The sequence below is a fragment of the Corynebacterium axilliensis genome, from assembly GCF_046097495.1.
GTDB lineage: Bacteria > Actinomycetota > Actinomycetes > Mycobacteriales > Mycobacteriaceae > Corynebacterium.
Genome location: NZ_CP175768.1, coordinates 88,450 through 112,985, shown reverse-complemented (window position 1 = coordinate 112,985; position 24,536 = coordinate 88,450). Strand labels below are relative to the sequence as shown.

Annotated in this window: 24 protein-coding genes; 7 read left to right on the top strand and 17 right to left on the bottom strand. The window is 64.9% G+C overall.

Going from position 1 to position 24,536, the window contains the following annotated elements; genetic code table 11:
- Positions 1-89: 89 nt before the first annotated feature.
- Together ACKFR8_RS00650 and ACKFR8_RS00645 are read right to left on the bottom strand one after the other, a co-directional pair.
- On the bottom strand, positions 90-413 hold the full coding sequence (locus ACKFR8_RS00650) for a putative quinol monooxygenase (protein ID WP_408930303.1): 324 nt from the start codon (positions 411-413) through the stop codon (positions 90-92).
- A 101-nt stretch (positions 414-514) separates the two neighbouring features.
- Positions 515-1,075: a hypothetical protein gene (locus ACKFR8_RS00645; RefSeq protein WP_296132018.1), complete on the bottom strand. Its 561-nt coding sequence runs from the start codon at positions 1,073-1,075 to the stop codon at positions 515-517.
- A gap of 174 nt (positions 1,076-1,249) precedes the next feature.
- Between ACKFR8_RS00645 and ACKFR8_RS00640 the strand changes: the two genes are divergently transcribed.
- Positions 1,250-2,164: an AEC family transporter gene (locus ACKFR8_RS00640; protein WP_408930302.1), complete on the top strand. Its 915-nt coding sequence runs from the start codon at positions 1,250-1,252 to the stop codon at positions 2,162-2,164.
- Here ACKFR8_RS00640 and ACKFR8_RS00635 read toward each other — a convergent pair.
- The 5 genes from ACKFR8_RS00635 to ACKFR8_RS00615 all read right to left on the bottom strand — a co-directional run bounded on the left by ACKFR8_RS00635 (position 2,161) and on the right by ACKFR8_RS00615 (position 8,122).
- On the bottom strand, positions 2,161-4,029 hold the full coding sequence (locus ACKFR8_RS00635) for an ABC-F family ATP-binding cassette domain-containing protein (RefSeq protein WP_408930301.1): 1,869 nt from the start codon (positions 4,027-4,029) through the stop codon (positions 2,161-2,163). The genes ACKFR8_RS00640 and ACKFR8_RS00635 overlap by 4 nt on opposite strands.
- Positions 4,030-4,097: 68 nt before the next feature.
- Positions 4,098-5,024, bottom strand: a complete 927-nt coding sequence (locus ACKFR8_RS00630; RefSeq protein ID WP_408930300.1) for a 4-(cytidine 5'-diphospho)-2-C-methyl-D-erythritol kinase — start codon at positions 5,022-5,024, stop codon at positions 4,098-4,100.
- On the bottom strand, positions 5,021-5,872 hold the full coding sequence (rsmA, locus tag ACKFR8_RS00625; protein ID WP_408930956.1) for a 16S rRNA (adenine(1518)-N(6)/adenine(1519)-N(6))-dimethyltransferase RsmA: 852 nt from the start codon (positions 5,870-5,872) through the stop codon (positions 5,021-5,023). The genes ACKFR8_RS00630 and rsmA overlap by 4 nt, the downstream gene beginning before the upstream one ends.
- Positions 5,873-5,914: 42 nt before the next feature.
- Positions 5,915-7,063: a transglycosylase family protein gene (locus ACKFR8_RS00620; RefSeq protein ID WP_408930299.1), complete on the bottom strand. Its 1,149-nt coding sequence runs from the start codon at positions 7,061-7,063 to the stop codon at positions 5,915-5,917.
- Between the two features lie 234 nt (positions 7,064-7,297).
- Positions 7,298-8,122 (bottom strand): TatD family hydrolase, encoded by an 825-nt coding sequence (locus ACKFR8_RS00615; protein WP_296132034.1) that lies wholly within the window; start codon positions 8,120-8,122, stop codon positions 7,298-7,300.
- 47 nt (positions 8,123-8,169) lie between these two features.
- On the opposite strand from ACKFR8_RS00615, the gene ACKFR8_RS00610 reads away from it, so the two are divergent.
- Together ACKFR8_RS00610 and ACKFR8_RS00605 are read left to right on the top strand one after the other, a co-directional pair.
- On the top strand, positions 8,170-8,559 hold the full coding sequence (locus tag ACKFR8_RS00610; RefSeq protein WP_408930298.1) for a GNAT family N-acetyltransferase: 390 nt from the start codon (positions 8,170-8,172) through the stop codon (positions 8,557-8,559).
- A gap of 8 nt (positions 8,560-8,567) precedes the next feature.
- Complete coding sequence (locus ACKFR8_RS00605) at positions 8,568-9,071, top strand: GNAT family N-acetyltransferase (RefSeq protein ID WP_296132041.1); 504 nt, start codon at positions 8,568-8,570, stop codon at positions 9,069-9,071.
- A gap of 32 nt (positions 9,072-9,103) precedes the next feature.
- On the opposite strand, the gene ACKFR8_RS00600 is transcribed toward ACKFR8_RS00605, so the two are convergent.
- The 4 genes from ACKFR8_RS00600 to rsmI form a co-directional block, all read right to left on the bottom strand.
- On the bottom strand, positions 9,104-10,303 hold the full coding sequence (locus ACKFR8_RS00600; protein ID WP_408930297.1) for an MFS transporter: 1,200 nt from the start codon (positions 10,301-10,303) through the stop codon (positions 9,104-9,106).
- A gap of 15 nt (positions 10,304-10,318) precedes the next feature.
- Positions 10,319-12,151, bottom strand: a complete 1,833-nt coding sequence (metG, locus tag ACKFR8_RS00595) for a methionine--tRNA ligase (RefSeq protein WP_408930296.1) — start codon at positions 12,149-12,151, stop codon at positions 10,319-10,321.
- Between the two features lie 98 nt (positions 12,152-12,249).
- Complete coding sequence (locus tag ACKFR8_RS00590; RefSeq protein WP_408930295.1) at positions 12,250-14,085, bottom strand: BCCT family transporter; 1,836 nt, start codon at positions 14,083-14,085, stop codon at positions 12,250-12,252.
- A gap of 255 nt (positions 14,086-14,340) precedes the next feature.
- Positions 14,341-15,204 (bottom strand): 16S rRNA (cytidine(1402)-2'-O)-methyltransferase, encoded by an 864-nt coding sequence (gene rsmI / locus ACKFR8_RS00585; protein WP_408930294.1) that lies wholly within the window; start codon positions 15,202-15,204, stop codon positions 14,341-14,343.
- Between the two features lie 95 nt (positions 15,205-15,299).
- Here rsmI and ACKFR8_RS00580 point away from each other — a divergent pair, with 95 nt between their 5' ends.
- The gene (locus ACKFR8_RS00580; RefSeq protein ID WP_408930955.1) at positions 15,300-16,856 is read left to right on the top strand and encodes a dolichyl-phosphate-mannose--protein mannosyltransferase; all 1,557 of its coding nucleotides are present in this window, start codon (positions 15,300-15,302) and stop codon (positions 16,854-16,856) included.
- 35 nt (positions 16,857-16,891) lie between these two features.
- On the opposite strand, the gene ACKFR8_RS00575 is transcribed toward ACKFR8_RS00580, so the two are convergent.
- Together ACKFR8_RS00575 and ACKFR8_RS00570 are read right to left on the bottom strand one after the other, a co-directional pair.
- Positions 16,892-17,587 (bottom strand): zf-HC2 domain-containing protein, encoded by a 696-nt coding sequence (locus ACKFR8_RS00575; RefSeq protein ID WP_408930293.1) that lies wholly within the window; start codon positions 17,585-17,587, stop codon positions 16,892-16,894.
- On the bottom strand, positions 17,574-17,987 hold the full coding sequence (locus ACKFR8_RS00570) for a DoxX family protein (RefSeq protein WP_296132059.1): 414 nt from the start codon (positions 17,985-17,987) through the stop codon (positions 17,574-17,576). The genes ACKFR8_RS00575 and ACKFR8_RS00570 overlap by 14 nt, the downstream gene beginning before the upstream one ends.
- Positions 17,988-18,006: 19 nt before the next feature.
- Between ACKFR8_RS00570 and ACKFR8_RS00565 the strand changes: the two genes are divergently transcribed.
- Together ACKFR8_RS00565 and ACKFR8_RS00560 are read left to right on the top strand one after the other, a co-directional pair.
- The gene (locus tag ACKFR8_RS00565; RefSeq protein WP_296132062.1) at positions 18,007-18,522 is read left to right on the top strand and encodes a methylated-DNA--[protein]-cysteine S-methyltransferase; all 516 of its coding nucleotides are present in this window, start codon (positions 18,007-18,009) and stop codon (positions 18,520-18,522) included.
- A gap of 151 nt (positions 18,523-18,673) precedes the next feature.
- Positions 18,674-19,276 carry a DNA-3-methyladenine glycosylase I gene (locus ACKFR8_RS00560; protein ID WP_296132065.1) on the top strand — a complete coding sequence of 201 codons (603 nt, stop codon included), beginning with the start codon at positions 18,674-18,676 and terminating at the stop codon, positions 19,274-19,276.
- Here ACKFR8_RS00560 and glpR read toward each other — a convergent pair.
- The 4 genes from glpR to ACKFR8_RS00540 all read right to left on the bottom strand — a co-directional run bounded on the left by glpR (position 19,273) and on the right by ACKFR8_RS00540 (position 23,874).
- Entirely contained in the window at positions 19,273-20,655 is a 1,383-nt protein-coding gene (gene glpR / locus ACKFR8_RS00555; protein WP_408930292.1) for a divisome protein SepX/GlpR, read from the bottom strand. The two genes, ACKFR8_RS00560 and glpR, sit on opposite strands and share 4 nt — an antisense overlap.
- A gap of 216 nt (positions 20,656-20,871) precedes the next feature.
- Positions 20,872-21,582 (bottom strand): GNAT family N-acetyltransferase, encoded by a 711-nt coding sequence (locus ACKFR8_RS00550; protein ID WP_408930291.1) that lies wholly within the window; start codon positions 21,580-21,582, stop codon positions 20,872-20,874.
- 4 nt (positions 21,583-21,586) lie between these two features.
- On the bottom strand, positions 21,587-22,885 hold the full coding sequence (glp, locus tag ACKFR8_RS00545; protein WP_296132073.1) for a molybdotransferase-like divisome protein Glp: 1,299 nt from the start codon (positions 22,883-22,885) through the stop codon (positions 21,587-21,589).
- A gap of 56 nt (positions 22,886-22,941) precedes the next feature.
- The gene (locus tag ACKFR8_RS00540) at positions 22,942-23,874 is read right to left on the bottom strand and encodes a UTP--glucose-1-phosphate uridylyltransferase (RefSeq protein WP_408930290.1); all 933 of its coding nucleotides are present in this window, start codon (positions 23,872-23,874) and stop codon (positions 22,942-22,944) included.
- Between the two features lie 70 nt (positions 23,875-23,944).
- Here ACKFR8_RS00540 and ACKFR8_RS00535 point away from each other — a divergent pair, with 70 nt between their 5' ends.
- Positions 23,945-24,511 (top strand): 5-formyltetrahydrofolate cyclo-ligase, encoded by a 567-nt coding sequence (locus ACKFR8_RS00535; RefSeq protein WP_296132079.1) that lies wholly within the window; start codon positions 23,945-23,947, stop codon positions 24,509-24,511.
- The last annotated feature ends 25 nt before the right edge of the window (positions 24,512-24,536 follow it).

Here is a 24,536-nt window from a genome sequence, read left to right as displayed (position 1 = left end):
ACGAAACCTGGAAATGACAGAAGGGGCGCCGCACACTGTGTGCGGCGCCCCTTCGTGTAGGCGTCTAGCCGGTGTGGTGACCGCCGGAATTACTCAACGGAGAACTCAGCCATCTTGTCCCACTCGGTCTTGCCGTCGATGTGGGTGTTGATGATGTTCGGGGTCTCCACGAGGTACTTCGGCAGCTCCTCGCAGGAACGCTTGAAGTGGTCGGTATTGACATGGTCGACATCCTTGCCGTCAGCGTAGGACTCCAGCAGGAAGTAGCGCTGGGGATCCTCCGGATCACGGAACCACTTGAAGTCAATGCAGCCCGGCTCAGCAGCACACGCGGAGGTGTACCAATCGATTTCATCGAGGAAGGTCTCAGCGTATTCGGGCTTGACGTGGAACTGTACGTTGATCAAAATCATGCCGCCCACTGTAGCGCGTCTGTAGAAAACGCGCTGCGCCCCGGCTCAAGCACAGGAAATGCGTGGTCTGGGGCGCGACAGGCAGGTTGTAGCGTGGCTATCTACTTGTTGAAGAAGTACTCCGCCACGTAGACGTAGGTGCCGTCGAAGGACTGGGCAACGCCGAAGCCGGTGCCGTCAGACTTCGTCACCGGCACATCGCGGTTGAGCCAGTTAACGCGGTCCTGAGCCTCAGACACGGTGAGCTTGTAAATGTTGCCGGTGCCTTCTTCGAGGTGGGTCAGGCCATCGCCCGCGTTGCCCTCAAAAGTCACCTGGCCGGCAGCGGCCTGGTTAGCCCACTCCTGCGCAATGTTCTTGGCATTAGCGTCATCGTGGTGGCCCTGCTTGATCAGGTGATCGTGGGTGGCGGTGACCAACTCACCGGCAACGGCCGGGGTCGGCTTCTTGATGAAGTCCGGCAGCTGCACGTTGTACTGCTGCGCCAGATCGTAGGCCTGCGCCGGCAGCTCGATCTGCAGCGAGTTGATCTGCTGGGTTGCCTGGGAGGACAGCTGATTGAGGTCCTGGGCCTGAGCCTGGGCCGCGGTGGCGCCGCTGAGCGCGACGGCTGCGGCTACAGCGGAAGTAGTGAGACGGGAAACACGACGGAATGCATTCATGACCTCTACCGTGCCACACCTGCGCCGCAGCTGGGAAGCGGTCTCACTGTCTGCCCGGGAATTCGATATGGCATTGTTATTCTCCGGAGTTGTTTTGCCCTCTTCGGGGCTGTTTTACTCGTTGACTCGCTGTACTCGCTGCCGCAACTCCCTACTTCGAAAGGAAAGTCACTCGTGCTGGACGTGTTAACAGGCTTTGCCATCATCTTCGTGGTCATCGGGGTGGGCTTCGTGCTGGCGCACCGCGGCGTGATTGGCCAAGGAGAAGCGCGACTCCAGTTCAACCGGGTGGCGTTCTGGGCGGCGACGCCGGCGCTGATCTTTTCCAGCGTGGCGAAGTCAGATACCTCCGCCTTCGCCTCGCCCGTGGTGGCGGTTATCGCGATCGCATCGGTGGCCACCATGTGCCTCTACGCGCTCTTGAGCCTGCTGTTCTTCCGGCGCAGCGGCGCGGAGACCATGGCTGGTGCTGCGGCCTCTAGCTACTACAACTCCGTGAACATCGGCCTTCCCATTGCCACCTATGTCATCGGTGATGCCACCTTTGTCGTCCCTGCGCTGGTGCTGCAGATGGCGGTGCTCTCCCCTTTCATCATTGCTGGCCTCAACGCCCAGGGAACGAGCCTGCGTTCAGTTACACAGTCAGTGGTATCAGGCATTACCGCCCCCGTCGTCGTTGCAGCCGTGCTGGGATTTATTGTCTCCGCCGCGGGCTGGCAGACGCCTGAGGTCATCATGGCTCCGCTGGAAATCCTCGGTGGCGCCTCCATTCCCATGATTCTCATGAGCTTTGGAGCGTCCCTCAAGGGCGAGGGCCTCCTCGCCCACGACCGTCTGCCTTCGCTGACCGCGACGGCACTCAAGCTCGTCGGCATGCCGGCCATCGCTCTCGCCGCTGGCTTGGCGCTGGGTCTGGGCGGCAACGAGCTGTACGCAGCGCTCATTCTGGCGGCGCTGCCCACCGCGCAGAACGTCTACAACTACGCCGCGACCTACCAGGTGGGAGAAACCGTGGCGCGCGATACGGTCTTCCTCACCACGTTTCTCTCCCTGCCTGCCATGCTGGGTATCGCCGCGCTTTTTGGCTAGCCTTCCAGCTTCTCCCCTAGCTCGAGCCATTCCATCTCGAGCTCTTCGCGCTCGCCGGCCACGGCCTTCACATCGGCATCGAGCTGGGCCAGTTCGGCGGAATCGCCCTCGCCGGAGGACATCTTCTCTGCGGCCTCAGCCATCTGCGCGTTGAGCTTCTCCGTCTGCGCGTCCAGCTTGGCCATCTTGCGCTCCAGGGAGTTCATTTTCTTGGTGATCTCGCGCTCCTCCTGAGAGCTCAGGCGCTTCGCGGGAGCCGTGCCGGCAGTGCCGGCAGTGTCGGTCGAGTCGGCGGCATCGGCCGAGTCCTCCCCTGCCGGAGACTTCTCTCCCAGGTCAATGGGACCGCGCCCGGCACCGGCCTCCATCTGCTGGCGGCGGCGCAGATACTCCTCAATGCCGCCGGGCAGGTTCGTCAACCTGCCATCTCCGAAGAGGGCGTAGGTGTTATCCGCAATACGCTCGATGAGGTAACGGTCGTGCGAGATGACCACCATGGTGCCCGGCCAGGAGTCCAAGAGAGACTCCAGTTCCTGGAGGGTATCGATGTCGAGGTCGTTCGTGGGCTCGTCGAGAAGCAGCACGTTCGGCTCGGCCATGAGCACGCGGGTGAGCTGCAGTCGGCGGCGCTCACCACCGGAGAGGTCGCCCACCGGGGTGCGCTGGCGCTTGGCGGAAAAGCCCAGGCGCTCCGCTAGCTGGGAGGCCGACAGTTCTTTCTTGCCCAGCTGGACGTACGTGGCGACGTCCTCCACGGCGTCGAGAAGCCGGCGCTGCGGATCCAAGTCATCGAGTTCCTGCCGCAGCCAGCCCAGGCGCACCGTCTTGCCCTCGATGCGCTTGCCGGCAGCCAGCGACACCTCACCGGCGAGCGCGCGCAGCAAAGTAGTCTTACCGGAGCCGTTGACGCCGACAAGACCAATGCGCTCGCCCGGCGCCAGCCGCCACGTGAGGTGGTCCACCAAGGTACGGCCGTCCGGCGTCGTCACCGTGGCGTCCTCCAGCTCGATCACCACGCGGCCTTGGCGCTGCTTGGAGAAGGCCATGAGCTCAACCTTGTCGCGCGGCGCGGGTACGTCGGCGATGATCGCCTCAGCGGCCTCGATGCGGTAGCGCGGCTTCGAGGTTCGCGCCGGCGCACCGCGGCGCAGCCAGGCCAGCTCCTTGCGCGCCAGGTTCTGGCGGCGTTGCTCCATGGCATCGGCCTGACGGGCACGCTCGGCACGGGCGAAGGTCCAGTCGTTGTAGCCGCCTTCGTAGGCATCCACCACGCCATCGTGCACCTCCCACGTCGTGGTGGCCACGGTGTCCAGGAACCAGCGGTCGTGCGTCACCACGACCACGGCTAGCTTGCGGTCCAGCAGGTGCTGGGCTAGCCACTGCACTCCCTCCACGTCGAGGTGGTTAGTGGGCTCATCCAGCACCACGATGTCTAAGTCCTGGACCAAGGCCGCAGCCAGGTTCACGCGGCGACGCTCACCGCCCGACAGCGAACCCACGGGAGTCTCCAGCCCGAGATCCACGATGCCGAGGCCGCCAAGGACGTCGCGGACCTTGGCGTTGGACGCCCACTCGAAGGTCTCTAAGCCCAGCGGCTCAATAATGACCTGGGAAATAGTAAGGGCAGGGTCCAGCTCGAAGCGCTGGGTCACCACCGCCATGCGCAAGTCCGAGTTGTGGGACACGCGCCCCTGATCCGGTGGCTCGATCCCCGTGAGGACCTCCAGCAGGGTGGTCTTACCGCCGCCGTTGACGCCGACGATGCCGATCCGGTCCCCCGTTTGAACGCCGAGGGAGACCCCGTTGAGAAGGGTCTTGAGGCCGAAGGACTTGGATACGTTTTCCAGGTTAATGAGGTTCGCCATAACGAGAGTCCATCTTAGTGCCTCGCGGCGCATGCCCCAGAACTAGATCAGCGCTACCGGGCCAGGGACTACTCCACCAACGCTGCGCCACTGGCGGGACCAGTGGTGACCAGTCCGCGGGTGCCGCGGTTATCGGCGCATACCTGGGCTACCACCTCGTGGGCGGTATCCGTATCTTCACAGAGGAAGGCGCACGTTGGGCCAGAGCCGGACACCATGCCCTTGAGCGCGCCGGCGGCCTCACCCGTATCCAGCACCTTGCGCAGGTCGGGGCGCAGGGACAGCGCGGCTGCCTGCAGGTCGTTGTGCATCGCCGCCGCAAGCTCGTGCGGGCTGCCGTTTACCAGCGCCTTGCCCACCGCCTCGGTGTCGAGGTGCGGGGAGCTGCCGCGGCCGGCGGCGCGCAGCTCATCGAGCTTTCGGAATACGCTCGGGGTGGACAGGCCTTGCGCGTTCGTGATGATGGCCCAGGTGTAGTTCCCGCGCGCCAGCATCTGCGTAAGCAACTCGCCGCGGCCGCGGCCCAGGGCCGTGCCGCCCATGAGCGTAAAAGGCACGTCCGAGCCGAGGTCTGCGGCGATGCGGTAGAGGATTTTGTGGGCCACGGGGGCGCAGCCGATCTCTTCGCTTATGGCCTGGTTGGCCAGGAGTAGCGCTGCCGCGGCATCCGCCGAACCGCCCGCCATCCCGCCGGCGGCGGGGATGTTCTTAGTCAGGCGCAGCGTGCCGGTGGCGGCATCCGGCTTGCCCAGGGTCTCTGCCACTGCAGTGATCGCGCGCCAGGCCAGGTTGTCGGGCGTGGTCGGAACACCAGCGGCGTGCGGGCCGGTAACCACAATCTCGGTCTCGGGGCCAGGGGTGAAGGAGACCTCGTCGTGCAGCTCCAGCGATTGAAACACCGTGGCCAGCTCGTGGAAGCCGTCCTCGCGGGCGTCACCGACGCCGAGGTGCAGGTTGACCTTGGAATGTGCGCGCGCAGTCCACAGGCGGCTCATGAGTTCTCCGCCAGACGCACGAAGTCCTCCACCGCAAGCTTCTCGCCGCGCAGGCGCGGATCGATATCCGCTGCGCGCAGCGCTTCCTCGGCCGCGGCGGCGGAGCCATAGTGCCCGGCCAGGGCCGCGCGCAGGGTCTTACGGCGTTGCGCAAAGGCGGCGTCAACCAACGCGAAGAGCTGCTCACGTAGCGCGTCGTCGTACGGGTGGGTGCAGTCGATGCGCACCAGGCCGGACTCAATCTTGGGTGCTGGCCAAAACACGTTCTTGCCAATCGTGCCGGCCTGGCGCACCGGACCGTAGAAGGCTGCCTTCACGCTGGGCACGCCGTAGACCTTGCTGCCCGGTGCGGCGGAGAGGCGCTCTGCTACCTCCAGCTGCACCATGACGAGCACGCGACGGATCGAGGGGTAGAGCTCCAGCAGGTACAACAGCACAGGCACCGCGACGTTATAGGGCAGGTTTGCCACGAGCGCGGTGGGCTGACCAAGCTCACCCGGCTCGACGGCTAGCGCATCCTTGTGGACCAGCCTCAGGCGATCAGCCTGCTCTGGGGCGCGCTTGGCGACGGTGTCGGGCAACTTCTGTGCTAGGCGCGGATCGATCTCCACGGCGGTCACGTGCTCGACCTCCCCCAACAGACCCAGAGTAAGCGAGCCTAGGCCGGGGCCGACCTCCACCACGCGGTCCTCGGGGCTGAGCTCCGCGGCGGCGACGATGCGGCGGATCGTGTTGGGATCATGCAGGAAGTTCTGGCCCAACTTCTTCGTCGGAGTCACGTCGAGCTCGGCAGCGAGCTCACGGATCTCCACCGGGCCCAGCAGGTGGGGTTGTGTCATGTCTTCCAGACTAATACGCGCCGCGACAAAGCTGACAAAGCTGACGAAGCTTTAGCGCAGTCCGAGCTTGGCGGTACAGGCGGGCCATGCGCCCCAGCCCTGAGCTGCCTGCACCTTCTGAGCCACGGCGATCTGCTGCTCGCGGCTGGCCTGCCACGCCTCCGGCGCGTACTCGGTGCCACCAAAGGATGCCCACGTCGACGGGGTGAACTGCAGGCCGCCGGAGAAGCCGTTGCCGGTGTTGATGGACCAGTTGCCGGTGGCCTCGCACTGCGCGATGGAATCCCAGACAGACCCTGCAGCGACATCCGGTGCGGTGGACTTCGGCTTGGTGCCGCGCGCGATAAGGGCGGCGACGGGCTCGGTGTGGACGTCTTCCTTGATGACGTCGTTGGACTCTTCCTTGCCGTTGACCTTGACAATCTTGTGGGTCACCGTGCGCGAGCCCGGAGTGCCTTCCTCGCGGACCTCCTCGGTACCTTCCTCCAGCTCCGGGTCATCGACGTAGTTAGCGGGCGCGTCGAAGTCCTCGGTCTTTTCTTCCTCGCTCACCTCGACGCGGTCCACGGTAATGGCCATGCCAGGGGTGACCTTGGTGTCCAGGCTGGGGCTGACACGGTCATCCTTGTCCACGGTGATGCCGCGGGCCTCCAGCACGCCCTTGACGTCCTTAGCCGCCACGTTGGCGTAGGACACACGGCCGCCATCGGAGACCTTGACAATCTTGGGAGAGACGACCTCGATATCCATTCCTTCGGTCACCACCTCGTCTTCGTCTACGGCCTTCTCCCCGGAGGTTACCGCCGCACCCGGCACTACGCCGTCCAGGCCGTTAAGCAGGTCCGACACCGTGAGGTCGGTGGAGGACATCTGCTTCTGTACGCCATCGATGGTCACGGCGACCGGCTTGGCGGTGCGCACGGTGATGGAGTCACCGTTGGCCACCTTCTCAGTCAGGGCCGGGTACACAACGTCGTCGCCCTCGACGCTGACGCCGGCGGCCTCCAGCGCACCGTTGACATCGCCGGCAAAGGTAGCCAGCGTGGTGGTATCGCCGTTGACATCCAGCGTGATGTCCTTCTGGGTACCAGCGGCTACGACGCCGCCCACGGCGAGCGTGCCCAACACGCCGCCGGTTGCCACGCGCAGCGGCAAGGAGCGGGAGCGATTAATACGCTTGATCTGCTTCTTCGGGGACATAAACCTCTTACTCTTCTGTACAACGATAAGAGCCGGGCTTTAGCCGGCATCTGGTGAAGGCGCGAAGATTCGCGCGCCCTAGCCGTAACAGGGGCCGGGCAACTTTGAATAACATTACGGTAACAGCGTCAAGCGATCGAGGAGTAATCCCACGCCGCATGCACTGGCAACACTCTCGTCACAACAGGCACGCCCGCCACCGGTGGCCAGCGCGTTTTCCCAAAGTGAAGATCGTCACACACCGAATACCCGGCCGAAGGTTTCCTGAACTTCGGCGGCCAGATCTTCTACCGCCTGGCCACGCGCCTCGGCCACGCAGCGGTAGGTGTGCCCGATGAGGGACGGCTCGTTGCGCGCGCCACGGAAGGGCTCCGGGGTCATATATGGCGCATCCGTTTCGATGAGCACCTGGCCCGCTGGCGCTAATGCTGCGGCCTGGCGCATCTCCTCGTTGCGCTTAAAAGTCACGTTGCCGGCGAAAGACAGCACGAATCCGCGCTCCAGCGCCTGCTTGGCCACCTTAAGCGGCGAGGAGAAGCAGTGCAGCATCACCGTCGGCGGCTCAGCGCAGTCCCCCAGGATGCGCAGGAGTTCCTCGTCCGCCTCACGATTATGAATCATGAGCGTCTTGCCCACCTTGGCTGCCAGCTCGGCGTGCCAGCGCAGCGCTTCCTCTTGGACCTCCAGGGGTGCTGTGGTTTCCGGCTCGTGGTGGATCCAGTACGTGTCCAGGCCGGTTTCACCGATGGCCACGCAGCGCGGGTCGGCGGCCATCTCGCTCAGGCGAGCCCGCGTCGCCTCATCCAACTCCCCCGCCTTCGTCGGGTGGATAGCACAGGCGGCAAACACGTTGTCGAACTCGTGGGCGGCGGCCAGGGCCTTTTCAGCCTCTGCCAGGCCGTCACCCACCGTGACTAGGCGCTCCACTCCGGCGTCGTGCGCGCGGGCCACGAGGTCGGCGTCGGCATCGCGGCAGGAGGCGAGGTGCGTGTGGGCGTCGATAAGCTGGCTCAGGCCCTCGGCGGGCACGGGCGTGGGGCGTGGCTTCTTCTTGGACATGGCTGCGAGTGTAGTCCTCCTACATCTTTCGCACCGATCCCGCCACCGTGGAAGAGCGCACGGAACACCTCCACCAGCTGCGCCGCGACAGCTGCCCCTGTTTCATCGCCTGCGCCGACGACGGCACCTATCTGGGCTGGGCGCTCTACCACCCCTACCGCGACCCTAAAGTGTGGGTGGGCTGCTACGACACCACCATCTACCTCGAGCCCGCTGCACAGGGACGCGGGGTGGGCACGCGCCTGCTCGACGCCCTGGTGTCCCACGCCCGCGCGGCGGAGAACGTCCATACGCTGCTGGCACTCATCGTGGCCGACAACGTGGCGTCCATCAAGTTGCACGAAAAGTTCGGCTTTGCCAGTGTAGGTACGTTCCAGGAAGTCACCCGCAAAGCTGGGCGCTGGCTCGACCTCACCCATTTGCAGCTCATGGTTTAAGGAGAATCATGCACGTTCGTCCCGCAGTGCTTGACGACGCCCCCGCGATCGCCGCCATCTACAACGCCGCCTCCGCCGCGAAGCCCGCGGCGAACTTGGTGACGTGGCAGGAATCCGTTGAAGACCGCGAACAGTGGCTGGCCCAGATGGACAAGGACGACTACCCCGTATACGTCGCCGTGCACGACGACGAAGTCGTCGGCTGGGCCGCCTACTTCCAGTTCGTCACCCCCGCCATCTACTACGGCACCGCGGAGGACTCCATCTACATCGCCGAGTCCGCGCGCGGCAAAGGCGTGGGCCGGGAGCTCATGGACACGCTCATGGAGCATGCCAAGGACAACGACTACGTCCAGACCATGATCACCTACATCGTGGACACCAACGAAGCATCGCTGGCGCTACACAAGAAGTTCGGCTTTGTGGAGACCGGCCGGATGCCCAACATCCACACCAAGGACGGCCAGCGCCTGGGCCTGGTGCACCTGCAGCGCGATTTCGACCGCTCCTAGCAGGGCGTGCCCTGGTAGCGGAAGCGGGCTTATTAGTGGGCGCCGGCGAGCTCGTCGTCGATATACACGTGCTTCGTCGCCCGCAGGCCGGCGACCAGCATGCCGAGCGTGAGCACCATGAGCCCGATGAGCACGGCGTTCCAATTTCCGGTAACACCGCGCACCATTCCCACCAGTAGCGGCACGAGACCGGCCAGGATATAGCCGCCCGGCTGAACAAACCCGGATAAGCGCGCCGTCGTCAGCGCGGTACGAGTGCGGGCGGTCAGCAGCGCCAAGGCGAGCGGGAAGCACATTCCGCCGATGCCCAGCAGCGTGGCCCAGACCAGCGGGGCGTGCTCCGCGGCCAAGAGCACCCCGGCCCAGCCGGCGCACGTGCTCAGCGCCAGCACCACGGGCACGGGCGCCAGGCGGTCCAGGCGGGCGATGAGCCACGGCATGACCACACCACCGACGATGTTGAACACGCCGATGACGGCAAGCGCGACGCTCGCAGTGTTCTCGCCCACGCCCTTCTCCACGAGCATGCGCGGCAACCAGCCCATCTGGACGTAGGCCATGGTGGATTGCAGCCCGAAGAAGAACAGCATGGCCACCGCGGTCACAGACGTGTAGATAGGCCGCGGGGCCTCCGCACCGTCGACCGCACCGTGCGCGACGTCCTTGCCCGCGCGCGGCAGGATAACCAGCCAGACCGCCAGCTGCGCGGCGGCCGGCAAGCACCAGATCCACAGCGCCGACTGCCACGAGTTACTGGTCACGGCAGATAGTGGCCCCACCGCGCTGGATACGCCCAGCATGGTGGTGTAGGTGGTCATCAGCGCCACCAGAAAGCGGCCCGAGCCATGTTGCTTCACCCACGCGGGAAGCAACACGTTGGCCAGCGCAATGCCCGCCACCACGCAGACGGTGAGCGCAACAAAGAGCGCAAAGTTTCCCACCCAGGGGCGCAGCGCCAAGCCCGCGACAAGCGCCACCGAGCCGAGCGCCAGGGTGCGGCTTAGCCCCAACCGGCGGGCAATCGGTACGGCCGCCAACCCCATGACGGCAAAGCACAGTCCCGGCAATGCGGTCAGCAGGCCGGCCTGCCCGGAGCTAATACCAAAGAAGTCCTGGATTTGCCCCAACACCGGCGCCACCGAGGCGATGCCGGAGCGCAGATTCACCGCCGTAAGACACACGACGGCAAATGCGAGTGCGGGCGCGATCCTGCGCGCCGAAGATGAGGACACTACTAGCCTCCGCGGCTACTTCTGAACAGGCGCCCACTCAGGGCCGGTCTCCCCCAGCTCCGGATCGAGCTTGGCCACCAGCGGCTTCGGCTTCTGCAGCGGGGTGCCCGGGGCAACGTCCACGCGCTGCCAGGAGGCCTGCTGCGCGCAGTAGTCACCGGTGATGATCGGGTACGGGTGGTTCTCCGGCGGCAGTCCCACGCCGACGAGCTCAACGGGCATGTCGTCCACCACGTCCTCGATGCGCGGCTGCGCTGCCCACTCGCCCTCTCGTCCCAGCGTCTCGTGCACCTTCTGCGCGGTAAACGGCAGGAACGGGGTGAGCATGACGTTGCAGTCCGAGACCACCTGGAGCGCCGTCCACAGGACGGTAGCCAGGCGCTCGCGCTGCGTCTCATCCTTGGCCAGCTTCCACGGCTCCATGGCGGCGACGTACGCGTTGGCCTCGCCCACCACGTGCATGATGGCCGTCATGGCCTGCTTAAACTTGGACTGCTCCAGGAACTCTGCAGCGGTAGCGAAGGTCTCCTCCGCCAGGGCCAGGATGTCCGTATCGGCCTGCTCCAGCGCGGCCGGGGCGGGGACCTCACCGAAGTTCTTGTACGCCATCGACACCGTGCGGTTGACCAGGTTGCCCCAGCCATTGGCCAGCTCGTTGTTGATGCGGCGGACGAACTCATCCCAGGTGAAGTCCGTGTCGTTATTCTCCGGACCGGCTACGGAGATGAAGTACCGCAGCGCGTCCGGACCGAACTCCTTGAGGAAGTCCTTGACGTAGATAACCACGCCCTTGGAGGAGGAGAACTTGGAACCAGACATGGTCAGGTACTCGGAAGAGACGATCTCCGTGGGCAGGTTCAGCTCGCCGTAGGTGTGCAGCTCACCGCCCTTGGCGCCCTTTCCGGCATATCCCAGCAGCTGGGCGGGCCAGATCTGGGAGTGGAAGGTGATGTTGTCCTTGCCCTGGAAGTAGTAGTGGCGGGCTTCCGGGGTCTGCCAGTACTGCTTCCACGCCTCCGGGTTGCCGGTGCGGTGTGCCCACTCGATGGAGGAGGACAGGTAGCCGATCACCGCGTCGAACCACACGTAGAGCTTCTTCGCGCCGTTGTCCTGCCAGCCCTCGACCGGAATCGGGATGCCCCAGTCGATATCACGGGTCATGGTGCGCGGGCGCATGTCCTCGAGCAGGTTGAGGGAGAACTTCAGCACGTTGGGGCGCCAGTCCTCGCGGGTCTTCAGCCACTCCTCCAGGGCATCCTTGACCGCGGGAAGGTCGAGCAGGAAGTGATCGGTCTCAATGAACTCAGGGGTCTCGCCATTGATCTTGGACACGGGGTTGATGAGGTCGATCGGGTCCAGCTGGTTGCCACACTCATCGCACTGGTCACCGCGCGCGCCATCGGCGCCACAGATGGGGCAGGTGCCCTCAATGTAGCGATCCGGAAGGGTGCGGCCGGTTGAGGGCGAGATGGCACCCTTAGTGGTCTCCTTGATCATGTAGCCGTTCTGGTACAGGCCCTTGAACAGCTCCTGCACCACCGCGTAGTGGTTGCGAGTGGTGGTGCGGGTAAAGAGGTCATAAGACAGGCCGAGACCAGCCAGGTCGGTAACGATCTGGCGGTTGTAGCGGTCCGCCAGCTCGCGGACAGTCACTCCCTCCTTGTCGGCCTGCACCAGCAGCGGAGTGCCGTGCTCATCGGTACCGGAGACCATGAGGACGTCCTTGCCACGCATTCGCTGGAAGCGGGCGAACACATCGGAGGGAACGCCGAAACCCGCCACGTGTCCGATGTGGCGGGGTCCGTTGGCGTAGGGCCAAGCAACATTAACGACAACTGTCTCAGTCATGGCCTCTACTCTATCGAACACCCCCTCACCGTATACACAGTGAGGGGGTGATTGATGCAGGCTAGGCTTCTAGGGCCTAGCGGACAAGCGCGGGCTGATTAAGCCTTGTGCTTGTGGTGGTGACGGCGGGCCTTGTAGGCCTGCTCGCGCTGGAACTCGCGGTGCAGACGGCGCTCGCGGGCCAGCTTGCGCTGGAAGGCCTGCGACTCGCGGTACTCCAGGTAGATGACGTCGTTGCTCAGATCCTTGTAGATGGCGAACATGAGGCCCACCACGATAAAGAGGAACGGCAGCGCTGCCACGATGGTGACGTTCTGCAGGTTGGACAGGGAGTCCTCGCTGGACAGCAGCAGCGTCAGGCCAACAGCTGCGGTGAGCAGGCCCCACGCGGCGGACAGCCACGGCTTAGCGGTGGTGGCGCCGGACTGGGACATGGAGCCGATGACTGTCGACGCCGAGTCGGCCGAGGTGATGAAGAACGTGGCCAGCAGGATGGCGGCGATGATGCCGGCGATGAAACCGCCAGGCAGGTTGTGCAGCAGGTTGAACAGCTCCTGCTCGGAAGAGTCGCCGGAGATGGACTGACCGTTCTGCTCCATGTGGATGGCGGTGCCGCCGAAGATGGCGAACCAGATGGTGGACACGCCAGCCGGAACCAGCAGCACGCCGATGCAGAATTCGCGCACGGAGCGACCGCGGGAGATGCGTGCCAGGAACATACCGACGAACGGGGACCAGGACACCCACCATGCCCAGTAGAAGATGGTCCAGGTGGACAGCCACTCGCCGGCGGTGCCGTTGTTGGACTCCGCGGTACGGGCGATCATCTCGGTGAAGTTGGCCAGGTAGTTACCGATGGAACCCGGGATCTGGTTAAGGATGGAGACCGTCGGGCCCAGGATGAACACGAAGATGGCCAGCAGTGCTGCCAGGATCATGTTGGCGTTGGACAGGTACTGGATGCCCTTACCCACGCCCGACATGGCGGAGAGGATGAAGGCCAGGGTCAGGACCAGGACGATGCCGACGACAACACCCTGGGACGGGTTCTGGATGATGCCGGAGGCCTGCAGGCCGGCCTGGATCTGGGTAGCGCCCAGGCCCAGGGAGCAGGCGGTGCCGAAGACGGTGGCAAAGATGGCCAGAATGTCAATGATCTTGCCTGCCGCACCGTCGGCGGCGCGCTGTCCGATGAGCGGCACGAAGGCCTGGCTCAGCAACTGCTTACGGCCAATACGGAAGGTGGAGTACGCAATGGCCAGGCCCACGATGGCGTAGACAGCCCACGGGTGCAGCGTCCAGTGGAACATGGCGGTGGCCATGGAAGTCCCCACCTCGTGCTCGCCGTGGCCCGGCACGCCGTTCTTGAAGTAGTTCAGCGGCTCGGAGGCGCCGTAGAACATCAGACCAATGCCCATGCCGGCGGCAAACATCATCGCAATCCAGGACACCGTGGAGAACTCAGGTTCTTCGTCGATGTTGCCCAAACGGATGGTGCCGAACTTGGACGAGGCAATGTAGATCACGAAGACCACAAAGACGGTGCCGAACAGCACGTATGCCCAACCAAAGTCAGTGACTACGAAGTTCAGAGCATCGCTAGCAAAAGAGCCAAAGTTGTCGGGAGCGGCAAGGCCCCACGCCACAATGGCGGCAACCAGGATGCCAGCGACACCTACGATGCCCCAATCAATGGGCGAGTCGATGCCGCCAGGGCCGAACTCCTCGTCCTCGTCGTACTGCTCCTCCACGGCCGGGGCGGCCGCAGGATTGAAATCCTTGTTGGACAGCATGTCCTGGAGCTGACTCGTGGCGGACGCCGCCTCAAGGCGCTCGTCGACGGTCTCGTAGTCTGTGCGGTCAGTGTGCGAACTGGGAACGCTGGGCGAGGAACCCACATCCTTTACATTGTCACTATTGGTCGAGTCTGTCATAGACCTGACTTTGGTAACATCTCCGCAGCGAGTCAAACCGAAACGGGCACAAGTCCACGCCCTTTCACCGCATAAGCGCCATGCCAGCGCCTCCCCCTATACCGCTTTCCTCTCCCGCATTTTCGTAAATGACGCAGATAGCGGCGGATTTTACGAGCACTGGCAGGCTACTCACAGCTGAAATCTATAACAATTTCGTAACAGTCGCGTATTTTCGGGTCACCACATACGACCACTGACACCGACACGGCCTCCCTACTGCTCAGCCTCCTTGTCGCGGGCGGCAAGATACGCATCGTACAACTCACGGTTGGACCACTCGGTGCCTGCCGCCGCGTGCTTGCAGGCTTCCTTCGCGCGCACCCCGCGCCCTACCTCGGCCACGACCTGTGCCACCAGTTCTTCCAGCGAGGCCGGCTCCGCCGCCCCGCCTTCGATAACAACGGTAATCTCACCGCGCGCGTTGTCCTGGGCCCACTCGGCAAGCTCCCCCAGGGTGCCGCGCTGTACCTCTTCGTAGGTTTTGGTCAGCTCGCGGCAGACGGCGGCGGGGCGGTCGGGGCCGAGGATCCGGGCGGCGTCGCCCAGCGTCTGCGCTACGCGGTGCGGGGATTCGAAGAAGACGATGGCACGGCGCTCCCCCACCAGCGACTCCAACCACGCCGCTCGCGGACCGGGTTTGCGGGGCGGGAAGGCGTCGAAAAGAAAATGCCCCACGCCCAGCCCAGACAGGGCCAACGCCGTAGGCACTGCCGACGGCCCCGGGAAGCAGGTCACCGGCACACCCGCTGCAGCCGCGGCGGAGACAATGGAGTGCCCGGGATCCGACACCAACGGCATCCCGGCATCAGTGACCACTAAGACACTGCCGGTACGAGCCTGCTCCACCAACCGCTGCGAACGCTCTGCCTCATTGTGGTCAAAGTTGGAGACCACCGAGCCGCGAATCTCTACGCCCAATGCCTGCGCGAGGTTCCGCACGCGCCGCGTATCCTCCGCTGCAACCACATCGGCGTTCGCCAGGGCGTGGATGAGACGCGCAGAGGCATCACCCGGATTGCCCAAGGGAGTGGCGGCAAGGATGACACCGCGCGGCAGGGGATCAAGCTGAATACTCATACACCCCAGCATGGCACACCCTGTCGGCGGCGCACGCTAGACTCTTCCGGGTGAGTATCGCAACGTCCCCCGCTCCCCACCGCGCCGCCCGCCCCGTGCAGCGCGGCGAGCACCCACGCCCAGCACCGCCGGCACCCCGCCCTTATGTGTGGGGCAGGGCAGATACCATCAGCACGCTGGTGATAGCACTCTTGGCGTTAATTACGCGCTACGTCGGTCTCACCGACCGCGTTTCTGACGGAACCCCGGTCTTCGATGAGAAGCACTACGTCCCGCAGGCCTGGGACATCGTGACGAGTTGGACCAACCTGTTCCTCGGCGGAATCGAGACCAACCCGGGCTACGGCCTGGTGGTCCACCCGCCGTTGGCCAAGCAGATCATTGCCATCTCGGAGGCCGTCTTTGGCTACACCCCGCTGGGGTGGCGCTTTATGACAGCGCTCTTTGGCGTGGGCACGGTGCTGTTGACCATGGCGCTAGCGCGCCGCGTCTCCGGTTCCTGGCAGGTGGGCTTCCTGGCCGGTCTTATCGCCGTGTGCGATGGTGTCTTGCTCGTGTCCTCGAAGTTCGGCATGCTCGACATCTTCCAGGTCTTCTTCGTCGTCGCCGCCGCCTGGTCCTTGGCGCGTGACCACCAGCAGATGCGGGAGCGCCTGCACGCGGCCTATCTCAACGGCAGCATGGGGGATTCTCCGTTTGGTCCGCGCTTTGGCTTCCGCTGGTGGCGTTTTGCCGCCGGCATCTTCTTGGGGCTGACGTTGTCGGTGAAGTGGTCCGGCCTGTACTACATCATGTTCTTCGGCCTCATGAGCGTCTTCTCTGATCTCGCCCTTCGCCGCCTTTACGGGGTGCGCCGCTACGTCACCGGAACCCTGCTCCGCGATACGCCTGCCGCACTGGCCTCCCTCGTCCTCCTCCCCGCAGTGTTGTATGTGTGGTCGTGGCGCGCATGGTTTGCGGACGAAACCGCGGTGTACCGCCACGCCAAGGTCGACGGCACGATTGAGGACGGTTCCTGGCTGCTCAATCTTCCTGAGCCGGTAGCCGGATGGCTGCACTACCACATCTCCGTGCTGGAATTCCACGCCTCGTTGACGTCTTCGGCGGGGCATCACCACCCCTGGGATTCCAAGCCGTGGGCATGGCTGGTGGCTGCGCGCCCTATCCTCTACTACTCCGATACGGAGGCCACGTGCCGGGGCGGTGGCTCGTGCCGCGAGATGCTTTTCCTCTTCGGTACCCCGGCCATCTGGTGGCTGGTTATCCCGGCGGTGCTGTGGGGCCTGTGGTCCCTGCTGGTGCGCCGCAACCGTGCGTTCCTCATCCCGCTCATCGGCGCGGCCGCGGGCTTCCTGCCGTGGCTTACAGTCTTTGACCGCCAGATGTACTTCTTCTACGCCACCGCTTTCATCCCCTTCGTCATCGTCTTAATTTCCTTGGCGCTGGGGCAGATGATCGGCCGCGGGCACAAGCTGCAGTGGGGCTTTTTCCGCTCCCTCTACGGCGGTTCGGTCCCGGTCGGCACCGTGGTGGCGGTCTGCTACGTCGCGCTGGTGGTGGCGATGTTTATCTACTTCTCCCCGATTCTCTACGGCTATGCCATTCCGGAATCGTGGTACCAGTCCCTCATGTGGCTGCCCTCCTGGCGCTAGCAGGCGGTGAACCAGGATTACGCCCAGCCCGCGGCTTAGCGCGGGTTGGCGCTTAGCCCCCGGAAGACCTCGCGCGGCACAAACCCGCGGTCGGCGGCCCAGGCCCAGCCCAGCGCCGCGGTAGCCAGCCCGGTGGCTACCAAGATGTAGACCTGACCGGCGCTGGCGGTGCCCAGGGCGAAATCTCGCATGGTAAAGCCGCACAGGAACGCGAACATGGTGCAGGCCACCGGCATGAGACCGGGGGCGGACGCCGGCCGCCACGCGGCGAAGCCCAGGCCGCTGGCCAAGGCAAAACGCAAGGCGGCGGCCTCCATGAGCAAGCGGGCTCGCTCCGGGTCGGCGTCGGCAGCCAGGGTGCCCTCCGTGCCGGTCGTTGCCAGTCCGGAGGCGCTCACCACGACCACCACGGCCCACACTGCGAACACGAGAGCCAGCAGCCCCAGCGCGATGCGCGCCAGCGTGAGCGAAGCCTGCCGGGCACTCGAGGCGCGCTGCCACTCCGGCTCTACGCCGGCCAGAATGATGTCAGACAGATCCTTCGGCGGAGCCATTCCGCCGTCTGGTTCCACGAAGTTCAGGGAGCGGGACAAGGCCGCCGCCTTGTCCCGAAATGCGGCGCACTCGGCACAGTGCGCGATGTGCGCCTCAATTACATCAGGCGCAAGCTGCGGCTCTTCACCGTCGAGCTGCGCGGAAATCGCCGCCTGGACCTGCTCATGCGTCAGCACGGCTCAACACCCCATCGACGCTGGCGCGGCCGGAGCCGAACACCACGATCATGAGCAATCCCGCAATCAGGACGAGGGGGTATTCAAATCCGCCATCGGCGGCAAACAGCCCGTGGCCCAAGTGCACGAAGTACAGCGCGCAGGCCATCAGCAAGGCCAATGCGCCCGCCACGAAGGTGGTGAGCAGCCCCACGACTAGTGCGGCGCCGCCCAGCATCTCCGAGATCGCCGCCAAATACGCCGACAGCTGGGGCTGCGGGATACCCATTGCAGAGAACTGTCCGGTGGTCTCTTCCATGCCGGCGAAAAACATCTTGTCCACACCGTGCGCGACGAAGATGGTGCCCAGCACAGCCCGAAAAATGAACAGGGCGGCATCACGTACGGCGGGGTTATTCATGGTTCATAGACTACCCTGGATGCCCACGCGCGAACGAAAGGACTCTCGCACCATGCAGACGTGGATGCCAGTGGAATCCCCGCTGGGCCGGCTTACCCTCGTGGGCAGCTCCACGGGCCTCACCAACGTGTACTTCAGCACCGAGTCACCCGATTTATCGGCGATGGAGCCAAGCCCAGCGCTGGCCGACGCCGCCCGGCAGATCACCGAATACTTTGCGGGACAACGAACCAGCTTCTCACTGAAGCTCGACCTCCCCACTGCCTCACCGCTTCCCTTCCGCGCCCGGGCCCAACGCGCGCTCTCCACCATTCCGTTCGGTGAGCGGTGGACCTATGCGCAGCTGGCCCGGGCGGCCGGCAGCGCCGGCGCGGTGCGCGCGGCAGGAAGCGCATGCGCCACCAATCCGCTGCCGATTGTGGTGCCGTGCCACCGCGTCGTGCGCGCCGACGGAACCATCGGCTCCTACCGCGGCGGGAGTGAGGCCAAACGCTTCCTCCTCGACCACGAGTCCGCGATACGCGCCACCCCGTAGAAACCAAAGCGCCCACCCCGCTAGTGAGACTTCCACACCATTTGGGAACCTGGGCACACGTTGCACAGTCTAAAAGTCCATGACACTCACGCACGAAACTCACCACGTCAATGCAACACCAGACTCACCGCACCACAGAGAGGAGACACAGATGAGCGACGAGACCGGATTGGTCTTTGACGCCGAGGGACGCGGGCGGCCCGCTTGGGCGGTGACCTCACCCCTGATGCAGGAGTACTACGACACCGAGTGGGGCATGCCTGTCCACGAAGAGTCCGCGCTCCTGGAGCGCATCTGCCTCGAGGGATTCCAGTCCGGGCTGAGCTGGGCCACGGTGTTGCGCAAGCGTGAGGCTTTCCGCGCGGCGTTTGCCGGCTTTGACGCCGACCTCGTCGCCAGCTTTGGGGAGGAGGAAGTAGAACGGCTCATGGCCAACCCGGATATCATCCGCAACCGGCTCAAGATCACCGCCACGCTCGCCAACGCGCGGGCCACCGTTGCGTTGCGCGAAGAGGGCGGGTTGGACGAGTTTATTTGGAGCTTCCTGCCGGAGCAGACACTTGCGCCGGAAAAACTCGAGGACATTCCCAAGTACACGGATGAGGCCGTGGACATGTCCAAGGCGCTAAAGAAGGCCGGCTTCAAGTTCGTCGGGCCGGTGACGTGCTTCTCCCTCATGGAAGCCATTGGCATGATCGATACGCACCTGGTGGGCTCACACCGGCGCGGCTGCTCCGGGGTCTGGGAGAACTAGCCCACGCGGCGTGCTGCGAGGTCATCGCGGCGCTGGCGCGAGGAGGCATGCGGCCCGTCGAAGCCGCCGTCGGTGTCATCGCCGTCGTGCACGGGCAGGTAGTCGAAGTCCGGGCTTTCATCGTCGATCTCCAGCACCAGGGCACCCGGGCGGCGCAGGTTACGAGGCAGAGTCTCCGCCGGGTTGTCCGCGTGACGCACGCCCAGACGGGCGCGGCGCAGGTGATAGACGCGCTGGCGCAGCAACTCCTGCTCGCGGCGCACCTGTGCGCGCAAGGCAACCAGGTAGACCACGGTGATAACACCCGCGATGGCGGCCAACCACCAGGTCCAGCCACCGACGACGATGCCCAGGGCCACAGTGGCCACCACAGCCACCGCGAGACCGATCAGGGTGCGCTGGCGGCGCTGGTACCGGGTAGCAGACGCCTCCTTCTCCTTGACCGGATCCCAGCCACCGCGGCCCAAGCGGCGCTGCGCGAAAGCAACCTCTTCCGCAGAAAGCTCGGTGTTCTCCGCGCTATCGACATCGCGCGTGGAGTCCTCGTCCGCGCTATCAGCGCTCACCGGTACCGCGGAGCCTTCCGCAGTCGAAGCGGCAGCGTCGTCGGCCTCGTTCTCGGCGCCGGCCTTCTCCTCTTCCGCGTCCACTGCACCCGGGTACATCAAATCGACCGGGGAGGTGTAAGAGTCGTCGAGATCGTAGGCGTCCTCCGCCACGGTGGCACCAGCCGGGATGGTGAACACCTCCGCGTCGACGGCGTCGACATCACCCGCCGCCGCAGAATCGGCAGTTTCCGCATCCGCGCCGTCGACAAGCTGCGTGGGCTCGTCATCAACAATGAGGTCATCCTCGTCCTCGTCGTCCGCGTCATCAGCGGCGTCATGTGCCGTGGCTGCCGCGATGGGCTTCACGCGCTCTGCTTGAGGTGCCCCCACGGTGCGGCTCTTCTCCGCCCCCGAGGATTTGCTATCCGCGCCGGCTGCGCCGTCTGCGCCGTCAGCATCGTTGGTGGTGTTGGTGGTGTCGACATCACCACTCGTCACCAGCTCGCCCTCGATGGTCTCCTCGGCACCCGCCTGGGCCCCGTCGGAATTTCGGGCCGCCTTCGCGGCATCGCTGTCCACCTCATCTGCGGAGACGAGCTCGTAGTTCTCCTCCGCCTCCGCCGCGCGGTTGCTCCGCGCGCGCACATCGCCCTTGCCCAGGCGTGGCTTGCGGCGACCAGCTACCTCTCCCGAATCGCCCTCAAAGAGAACGCGGGTCTCCTCGAAGGCTTCACCGGTGTGGCTCATCGGGCGCTGAGAACGCAGCAGCATCGGAGCCAGGATGAACAGCCACACGACGATGACGAGGATGATGGGGACGGTAGTCATCATGAGAGGGATTCCCACTTTCACAAGTGTCGACGAAGGGAAAAAGGGGCGGAATATAGCTAAAGCTCGTCCACCACCCTATCGCTCCGCGGGGCCGGCATGGGGCCAACCAGGCCGAAAATTACAAGGTTGTGACTCATGTGAAAGCAGAGGTAGTAGCCCTCAAGCGCGCGGACGCGCTGGGGGCTGATTCGACCTCGGAGTGGAGTCGGTCGAAGGTTAGTCCACGCGCCCTGCGGCGCGCAGGCGCTCCACCGCCCCGGACGCAAAATCTTCGCGGTTAAGAGCCAAGAAGTAATGATCCCGCCAGGCGCCGTCGATGTGAAGGTTGCGCCGCAGAAACCCTTCATCCCGGAAGCCGTTGCTGTGCAGCACCTTGCCGGAGGCCGGGTTATCGGGCAGGTAGGTTGCCGTCACTCGGTGCAGACCCACTCGGTGGAAGGCATGGTCAACGCCTAGGGCGCACGCAGCGGTGGCCACACCGGCGCCGTGGACTGCGGAATGCACCCAGTAGCCCACCCAGCATTCGCTGACACCGCCGTGCTGGATATTTCCCAGGGTTAGCTGCCCAGCAAAGCGGCCCTGCACCTCAATAACGAGGGGCACTACCGTGCCGGCGCGGGCAGATTCCCGCAGGTACATGAGGTGATTCCACCAGGCGGTCTGGTTATGCGCCTCCTCCCAGGAGGTCGGCAAGGTAGGCTCCACGGGCTTGAGAAAGTCACGGTCGGCGCGCCGCTGGGTGCGCCACGCCTCGCCATCACGGCGCATCAGTGGGCGCAGGCGCACCTGGGCACCGCGCGGGAAAACGTCGGAGGGGCTCAGCCGCACCGCCGGCGTCGCCTCCGGCCAACCCGGGTGATCCGGATTCACCTCCCCCACGGCAGGGTGCGCCATCCGCCCTGCGGCGGTACCAAAAGGATCGAGCATAGCCCTAGGTGCGCTGGGTCAAGAACAGGACGTCAACCACGTCACCGGGGCGGATCTCAGTTACGTCCTCCGGGATCCGGATCATGGCGTTTGCCTCCGCCAGGCCGGCGAGCAAGTGGGCCGGCGCACCGGCTGCGCCGCCGAGGCCCTCCACCAAATAGTCGGCGGTCTCCGCATCCCGCATCAAGCGGGCACGGATAAACCCGCGGCGCCCGGGACGAGACTCCATGTGGTTGAGCACGCGGGCGCGCACGACGCGGCGCTGCCCCTTACGCTTGCCCAAAGACACGCGGATAAGCGGCCGCACAAACACCTCGAAGATGACCAGCGCGGACACCGGATTCGAGGGCAGCAAGAAGGTGGGGATACGCTCCTCCCCCAGCAAGCCAAAGCCCTGGACAGAACCCGGGTGCATGGCCACGCGGGACGTATCAACATCTCCCAGCTCATCGAGGACAGCGCGCAACTCCTCAGCGCCGGCGCCGCCTACCGCGCCGGAGATGACGAGGACTTCGCTGCGGGACAGGTAGGTCTCCAACGCCTCGCGCACGCGGCGCGGCTCGCCGGCGGCAATACCCACGCGGTGCACATCCGCGCCGGCCTCCTTCGCCGCGGCAGCCAAGGAATAGGAGTTCACGTCAAAGACCTGCCCCAATCCCGGCTCCCGGTCAATGTCCACGAGCTCCTTGCCGTAGGAGACAATGGTCACGCGCGGGCGCGGATAGGCCAGCACCTTGGAGCGGCCCACGGCGGCGAGCAGGCCAATTTGTGCAGGCCCCAGGATTGTTCCGGACGACACCGCCACATCGCCCGGCTGAATGTCGTCGCCCACGCGGCGGACGAAGTCACCCGAGCGCACCGGACGGTGCGAGGTGACGCGCTTGCGTCCGCGGTCGGACCATTCGAGGGGCAAGACGGCGTCGGCAAGCGTCGGCAGCGGCGCCCCGGTGTACACACGCACCGCCTGCTTGGGCTGCAGGCGCAGCGGCTGACGGGAACCTGCTGGAACCTCGCCCACCACTGGAAGGGAACGCTCGACTTCTGCCGATTCCTGCTCTGCAGTGGCATCGTCGGCATCACCGGCTGGCCGGGGACGCGCCTTCAATGCTTTCTCGCCGCCCACGTCCACGGCACGCACCGCGTAGCCATCAATGGCCGCTTGGGGAAATCCCGGCAGCGGCTGGTTGGCCTGCACTTCCTCGGCGCACTTGAGCCCCAGCGCGTTCGCAATTGCGATGCGCACGGGTTCCGGAGTCACCGCCGCATCAAGAATGAACGCCAGCTGGTCATCGACCGAACGCATGAACCGCCTGCCCTTTCTTCTGGGATTTATCGGAGCGTGGAAATCTTCCCTCGAGTCTAGCTGTCCGTCAGGCCCTTCTCTGCCTCATACTCACTCAAAATGTGCTTGAGCGCCTTGTACAGCGCCGGACCATACGTTTTATCGTGCAGGCCAAAGTCCACATTGGCCGGGATGTAGCCGCCCGGGTTACCCAGGTCGTGACGCTTGCCCTGGTGAACCACCACGTGCACCGGGTGGCCCTCCTGGATGAGCAACTCGATGGCATCGGTAAGCTGCAGCTCCCCGCCCTTGCCGGGCTTGATGCGGCCCAGCGCGTCAAAAATCTTGCGGTCCAGCAGGTAGCGTCCCGTGGCCACGAGGTTCGACGGCGCATCCTCCGGATCCGGCTTCTCCACCATGCCCACGACCTTCTTCACGCACGGAACATTGGTGTCCTCCACGTCAAAGACGCCGTAGTTGAAAGTCTCCTCGCGGGAGACCTCAAAGGCGCAGAGCACGCTGCCGCCCAGTGCGGCGCGCACGCGTGCCATCTCCCCCATCACCGTAGCGGGAAGCACAATGTCATCCGGCAGCATAACGGCGAAGAACTCCTCGTCCTCCTCCAGCACGGATTCCGCCAGGCCCACAGCGTGGCCCAAGCCCAACGGCTTTTCCTGCGGCACGGAAATGGGGTGAATGAGCTGCCCGGCGCGCTTGACCTTTGCCACCTGCTCGTCTTTGCCACGCGCATCCAGGGTTTCCACCAGCTCCGGGAAGGCCTCGAAGTGGCGCATCACTTCCTGCTTATTCGGGGCGGTGATGACTGCTAGGCGCCGAGCGCCCACAGATGCGGCCTCTTCCGCAATGAGCTCAATACCCGGCGTGTCCACAACGGGGAGCAGTTCTTTCGGCACGGTTTTGGTGGCTGGCAGGAAACGGGTACCCAAGCCAGCAGCGGGGACAACAACCGTAGTGATTCCGGATTGGGAATCCTCGTGTGCAATAGCCATAAAGGCCAGTCTACAATGCGGCCTCCGCACTCCTGCGGTGCGCTACGCGGTGCATCTATGATTTATATCCATGACAACTTCCGCCAAGGACGCTGTAAGGAAAGAGTTAACCAGCGCCCGCCGCAGCCGCAGCCCGGAGCAGCGCGCCGCCGACAATGCGGCGTGGTGCCAGGGAGTGCGCGAGCTCCTCACCCCGAGCATGCGGGTGGCCGCCTATTCTCCTTTGGGCAGCGAGCCCGGCGGTCCGCAGTTTGTCGACACCGTCGCCGCCCTGTGCAGCGAGGTCTACCTGCCCCTTTCCGGTGACGCAGGGGAGCTAACGTGGACGCGGTATACCGGCGCCGAGAACATGGTGCCCGGTGCGCTGGGCATTGCGGAACCGGTCGGAGAACGCCACCCCAGCGCACTTCTGGCAGAGCTCGACCTCATCCTCGCCCCCGCCCTCGCCGTCAGCAGCAGCGGCATGCGCCTAGGCAAGGGCGCGGGTTACTACGATCGTGCGCTTGACCCCCTGCCGGCGGGATGCCCACCGGTAGTCGCCCTCGTGCACTCCTCCGAGGTGCGTGCGGTCCCCTTCGATGACCACGACCGGCCCGTGGACGGCGTCCTCACGGAGCAGGAATTGCGCTGGTTCTAAAGTCCAATCGCTGCGGGCCGGGAAC